Genomic DNA, 6,135 nt, shown 5'->3' on the forward strand with positions numbered 1-6,135 from the left:
CGGCCTCGGGAGCGACCCTCGGTGGTATCAAGGTGGGTACTGGCCTGGCCATTGATGGCAGCGGCGTGCTGACCGCTACCGGTTCCGGCGGATTGAATGAGGCGCAGGTGGATGCCCGGGTTCAGCTGGGGGTGGATGCCATTGTGGCCGGAGCCCCGGCGGCGCTGGATACCCTCAACGAACTGGCGGCGGCACTGGGGGATGATCCCGACACCATCAGCAACCTGACCACCCAGATCGGCACCAAACTGGCCAAGTCCTCCAACCTGGCGGATCTGACCAACGCCGCCACTGCCCGGAGTAACCTGGGGCTCGACAGCATGGCGCTTCAGTCAGCGGCCAGTGTCACCATCACCGGTGGTTCGGTGAACGGTGTGGTGCTGGATGGTGGCACCTTCTGATATATCCGTCGTCTTTGAAGCTGCAACTGCGTTGGCTGCACTCGCTCGGCAACTGCTCCATGCGTTGCTCTATCTCCTGTATCCATTCAGTCGTCACCCCGGTCACTTAGTCAATCTAAGCTCTCGGGTTTCGCTCCATTGCCGCCTTGTTGCAACTCCAAATACTTAGGATATACACGACAAATACAAGGATTGAGTTGTGTCCAACACCATCAAACTGAAAAGCTCGGCAACGCCGGGCAAGGTTCCGCTGTCGTCTGATCTGGCCTCAGGGGAGGTGGCGATCAATACCGCCGATGGCAAGTTGTTCGCACTGGTGGGTGGGGTGGTGACCTCATTAACCGCGCGACCGGATCATATTCACACCATTGCTTCGGTAGAGAGCCTTCAGGACATTATTACCGACCTGACCGCACGGATAGAGGCATTGGAGAGCCAGGGCAATAACGCAGAGGAAGAGGATATGAAACTGCTCAGTACGGTATCCCAGTCGGGTGTTTCAGAGATGGTGCTGGACATCGGTTTTGATGATGCGCTTTATGGCGGGTATCAGCTGGTCATTAATAACCTCGGGATTGATGACAACGGTGACTACCGGGAGAAAAAACTGGGCATGGCCTTTAAGCAGTCCGATGGCTCCTGGGTAACGGGGTACGGCTGGGCCAATACCTCGGTGATCAAGAGTGACGGGTATACGCTGTCGGGTGGCCAATACTCTGGTTATTCCCTAGTGAATGGTGAGATGGAGTCGGTCTTTCTGTCCGGGACGATGACGGTCTCCGTGAACCCGAATGGTAAAGGTTCCTTCACCGCGCATCTGGACAGTGGCAATGGTGACCAGTACATCACGGCAACCCTGTCGGCACCGGTGAGTGGCTCGATCACGGGCATCAAGTTCTACGCGGAAGCCATGAACCAGAACAAACTGGTGGGCACGGTTTCGGTGTACGGCCTGAAAAAATAACCCACCATGAAACTCGATATCACCTCCTTTACCGGCGAAGTCCCCTGGCTGGACAGCCACCTGCAGGAAGATACTCAGGCTGAAGCCGCCGTTGATTGTCGTTTAACCAATGGCAGCCTGAGAGCCTACTATCAACCCGCCGATGAGCAGGTACTGAACGCAACGCCGCAGTCCATCTACCTCTATCGCAACGAAGGGCAACGGTACTGGTTTGACTGGACCACAGACGTGGACGTGATCCGTTCGCCCGTGGCGGACGATCCCAACAACCGGGTCTATTACACCGGCACCGTGAAAGGTCCCCGCTACACCGATAACGGTCTGGCATTGAGTGGCGGCAGTAACTACCCGGTCAATGACCATCAACTGGGGATGCCGGAGCCGGATGTGGCACCCGTGGTGACTCTCAGTGGTACGCCGCTGGAAGATGCTCAGGCAGTGGACGCCGAAACCCGCTTCTATACCTACACCTGGGTGGATGAGAACGGACGGGAAGGGCCGCCGTCATTGCCTTCTGCTGAGATAAGCGTACTGCCCGGTGAAACCGTGGACATTACCGTGGGTGCCGGCCCCGGTGCGGTGGACCTGAATATCACCCATTACCGGATTTACACCAGTACGCAGGTCGGCGTGTATCAGCTCTGCACCCAGATCAACAACAGCGGCACAGTGGCCACCGATACCCCGGTGGGCGTCACCAGTGTGGTGGATCAAACCCCGATGGATCAGCGGGGCGGCATCCTGAAAACCATCGGCTGGATCGCGCCACCCAACAACCTGCAAGGCATGGTGGTGCTGCCCGGTGGTGTTGCCGTTGGATTCTCCGGCAAGGAGCTGATGTTCAGCGAGCCTTACCACTTGTACGCATGGCCAGCGGCTTACCGGCTGGCGGTGGAGTATGAGATACAATCACTGGCGGTGGCCGCCAACAGTGTGATCATTGTCACTGACGGTTATCCCTATGTGGCCTTTGGTACCGAGCCCAGTGCCATGACCCTGGAACGGCTGGATACGGCCCATGCCTGCATCAGCAAACGCAGCATGGTGGATATGGGGGATATGGCACTTTACGCCTCGCCGGATGGGTTGGTACGTATCGCTGGTGGTCGTGCCGACCTGATGACCCGCAACATCATAAACCCGGAGGACTGGCGGGAACGATTCCAGCCGGAGACTATCCACGGTTGTTTCCATGATGGCCGGTACTTTGGTTTTTACGGTAACTCAATAAACGGCGGCGGCTTTATCTTCAGTCCTGACAGTGGCACCTTTACCAAGCTCGGCACTTACGCCGATGCCTGTTACCGTGATCTTCAGGACGACAGCCTTTATCTGGCCATCGGCAACACCATTAAAGCGTGGGACAAAGGCTCAGAGCTGATGCCCTACCGGTGGCGCAGCAAGGTATTCCAGGGAAAGCCTGCCCTGTTCAGTTCGGCACGGATCATGGCGGACAGCTACACCGATCTGGTGTTTCGGGTATTTCGTGATGAGCAGCAGGTGCTGGAACTGCCGGTCGCTTCGGACAGGGGCTTTCGACTCCCCGCAGGCCGTGGCAGCCGCTGGCAGTTTGAGCTGACCGGTACTGATACGGTGACGGCGGTGATTGTCGCCAGCTCCATGGCGGAGCTTTAATAATGAAATCGACAGGCGGCAATGGTCAGGCAGGTATCCGAAGCCTGATATACAAGACGGTGCTCATCGCTGATGCGGCGAGACCAGAATCCCTGCCAGTTACCTTTCAGGGGCTCTGGTTTCCCAATGCCATTGAACGGGTCGCGCAGACATTCAGTAATCAACTTATTGATACGTTTGAGGGTTTTCCTGTCCTGTTCCTGCCAGTACAGATAGTCGTCCCAGGCATTTTGTGACCAGCAGAGCAATCTGGGTTTACTGGTCATCTGCCAACCCTTTTTCAACCACCTGGGCGGCCCTGATCTGTTCAATGGATTCATTCAGGTGTTTGGCGTTCTTCGGGGACGACATCAGGTGCAGGGTTTCCATCAGGCTGTTGTAGCTGTCCAGTGACATCACTACCGCATCTTTACCATCGCGGCGGTGGATAATGGTTTCGCTGGCATCGTCAGCCACCTGGTCGAGCACTGATTTTAAATTGTTCCGGGCTTCGGAATAGGACACGACTTTCATTACGTAATACCTGTTCAATTAATTGTTCAAATTATTGGACAAGTATAAATAGAGTTTCCCAGTATGGCCAAATTTCCCGCTCTCCCAGCAACGGTAGATCGCTACGTGCGCGAGTTTCTGAACCGCCTCGCCGGTCGCAGCGGCAATGCCGGGGACAAGGCGGTGCTGCACAGTGAGCTGGCCGAGCTGGGACTGGCCAGGGAAAAAGGCCAGCGGTTGAGCTTGCCTGCCTCTACCGTGGGTTCCATTACCGATACCCTGGAGCCGGTGCTGCCAGAAATAACGGTAACGGGCGATGGTGGAAGTGGCGGTGGTGTTACCGCACCTAACGTGCCAACTCCGGCCACCGGCCTGTCATCCAACGGCATCTTTGGTGCGGTGATTCTGGTATGGGATGCCCCGGCCTATAACGGTCATAACCACACGGAAGTATGGCGAGCTCAGATAGATGACCGGGCGCAGGCCTCACTGGCCCATGAGGCCAGTGGCAGTCGCTATACCGATGTCACTGGCAATACTACCTTGCACTATTACTGGGTGCGTCACGTCAACAGTGCTGGTCAGGTGGGTGGCTTCAATGCACTGGCCGGTACGGCGGGTCAGGGCACGGCCATTATCAGTCTGGCCGACCTGATGCTGGAAAGCCCGGAGCTGTCGGAGCAGCCGTTTTCGGTGCGCAATATTAGCACCGAAGCAGAACCGGAGTATGTGTTGATCTTCAATGGCTATCTGGCGGTGAACGGGCCGGTGAATATCAGCCAACTTCAGTCCGGTGAACTGCAAAACGGCACGGCACTGACCGTGGGGCAGGGCTCCATCGAGCTGAGTACCGGTAGCGATGGATTTGGCCAGATGGTGATTACCGGCAGCGGCGGCATTGCTACTAACGATTACCTGGTGCTGAAAGAGGGACGGATTGAGTCCTATATCTACACCGCCAGCTCCGGCCACGTCCGTTACAAAGAGGTGCGCCGCACAGAAAGCGGCATCGGCAGGCATAACCAGAGCGTGGTGATTCCCGCCTATTTCAAAAGCCAGCCCACCATTAACCTCTATCCCCGCGATATTACCGTTTATAACGCCGACTACCCCAACCAGTCCCAGCGGCTGGAACTGTACCACTCATCCCCGATGCCTCACGGCTCCATTGAAGGGGCGTGGGTGTTCAAACCCTATGCCCGATTGCTGCTGGCGGATGGCAGCAAGACGGAGGTCAGGAACGCCCTTTACCAGGGGGCCAGCAATACCACCACCTTTACCAGAGGCGGTGTGGATCAGGTGAAAAAGGTCACCCTGAAAGGGCGGGTTGCCAGCCAGCGTTCCACCGGCAGCGGTGGTACCTGGCAGAACCGTAAGGTGAGCGTGACCCTCCGGTACCGGCAGCAATGGGGGGAGTGGATCGACGGGGAAACGGTGGCCGTGGATATTGAGCAGTTCACCACCCACGACATCGAACTCAGCCAGACCATGACCCAGGGCAGCTATGAGGTGGGGTTGTATTTTTTAGCGGAAGACCGAGAAGGTGCGTTCAACAGCGGCAGCGTTACCTACGACTACCGGGATGAGAACAAGATTGCCAACCCCTACCAGAAAACCCTCAGTCCCACCAATTCAGCACAGACCTTCCGACACACCATTAGCATTGGTGACCCGAACATCGGTTCGGGGTGGGAGATCAACCGGATTTTGTATTTCGCCAAAGTGGATATACGGCTGGAGGTCAGGAACCTCTACCGCTATGACAGCAAAGCCTGGGGGCAGGACAAGGTTAAAGGACGGGCCAGGGTGCGACTCCCCAATGATCGGGGCGAATACAACACCTACGAGAAAACCACGTCCAATGACTCTTTCTCAAAAGAGTGGGAAGTCACCCGGTTTACCGATATTTCCATGCGCTGGGAGGATGTGGTTCACAAAGACGGCAATATCTACCCGGAAGTGGAAGTCTGGGCAGAACGGGCCGGATATGACGGTCAGTCACAGGCTGGCAGTTTTTACGAGCCAAACTACGTTCCTACCAGCCTGGCTTATGTTCATATCCGCGACATTGCGGCCACCATCTATTATCAGCGGGCACAGCCAGTGAGTGATGCCCCCCTGAACCACTTCTACTGGGACACCACCGCTTACGACCTCGGTGCCACCGATGTCAGCGTATCCGACGCCATTATCCACTGGACGGCTACCGGCGAATAAACGGCCACGGGCTAATAAACAGGAGACTCACCATGGGCATGACACGATCACAGGGATTCACCCGTCGGGGAATACCGGACTCTGGCATGAGTTACGGCCTGACCGGCAACAGCGCCTACCAGAAAAGTCTGGATCAGATGGGGAGCTTCAATACCTTTTCACTGGGAAGCAGTAACAACCATCGCAACAGCGGCAACGGTTTCGGGTTGCCCGATATAACACCCCGCTACGCCTACGACGACAGCGAGCAGCGTTACCAGCTTAATATCGACGCGGCCACCGATGTGGCGGACAAGCTCAAAGACTACGGCGACAAGCTGTTTGATGTGTTTGACAACTACCAGCCCAACTTCCAGTACCTGGGCGACAACGCCACGGTATCGGATGCCCAGTTGGAGAGCCGGTTGGGGGAGGCGACCAGCGACT

At 56.7% G+C, this 6,135-nt stretch carries 7 protein-coding genes; 5 read left to right on the forward strand and 2 right to left on the reverse strand.

All coding sequences use genetic code 11. The features are described from left to right. The 3 genes from AK963_RS33555 to AK963_RS24400 form a co-directional block, all read left to right on the forward strand. Window positions 1-401 (forward strand): hypothetical protein (locus AK963_RS33555; RefSeq protein WP_202969851.1); only part of this gene is annotated, 401 nt, incomplete at its 5' end. Between the two features lie 199 nt (window positions 402-600). Then, a complete protein-coding gene (locus AK963_RS24395) occupies window positions 601-1,365 on the forward strand; it encodes a hypothetical protein (RefSeq protein WP_066017996.1) in 765 nt (254 codons plus the stop codon). A 6-nt stretch (window positions 1,366-1,371) separates the two neighbouring features. Next, window positions 1,372-3,000 (forward strand): hypothetical protein, encoded by a 1,629-nt coding sequence (locus AK963_RS24400; RefSeq protein ID WP_066017997.1) that lies wholly within the window; start codon window positions 1,372-1,374, stop codon window positions 2,998-3,000. Here AK963_RS24400 and AK963_RS24405 read toward each other — a convergent pair. Both AK963_RS24405 and AK963_RS24410 read right to left on the reverse strand, forming a co-directional pair. Next, the gene (locus AK963_RS24405; protein ID WP_066017998.1) at window positions 2,997-3,266 is read right to left on the reverse strand and encodes a Txe/YoeB family addiction module toxin; all 270 of its coding nucleotides are present in this window, start codon (window positions 3,264-3,266) and stop codon (window positions 2,997-2,999) included. The genes AK963_RS24400 and AK963_RS24405 overlap by 4 nt on opposite strands. Continuing rightward, complete coding sequence (locus AK963_RS24410; RefSeq protein WP_066017999.1) at window positions 3,256-3,513, reverse strand: type II toxin-antitoxin system Phd/YefM family antitoxin; 258 nt, start codon at window positions 3,511-3,513, stop codon at window positions 3,256-3,258. The genes AK963_RS24405 and AK963_RS24410 overlap by 11 nt, the downstream gene beginning before the upstream one ends. A 63-nt stretch (window positions 3,514-3,576) precedes the next feature. Between AK963_RS24410 and AK963_RS24415 the strand changes: the two genes are divergently transcribed. Both AK963_RS24415 and AK963_RS24420 read left to right on the forward strand, forming a co-directional pair. Further along, window positions 3,577-5,709 carry a phage tail protein gene (locus AK963_RS24415; protein ID WP_066018000.1) on the forward strand — a complete coding sequence of 711 codons (2,133 nt, stop codon included), beginning with the start codon at window positions 3,577-3,579 and terminating at the stop codon, window positions 5,707-5,709. Between the two features lie 32 nt (window positions 5,710-5,741). Continuing rightward, window positions 5,742-6,135, forward strand: a 394-nt coding sequence (locus AK963_RS24420; RefSeq protein WP_139117631.1) for a hypothetical protein, incomplete at its 3' end; no start/stop codon positions are given.

The sequence above is a fragment of the Endozoicomonas atrinae genome, assembly GCF_001647025.1.
Classification (GTDB): domain Bacteria; phylum Pseudomonadota; class Gammaproteobacteria; order Pseudomonadales; family Endozoicomonadaceae; genus Endozoicomonas; species Endozoicomonas atrinae.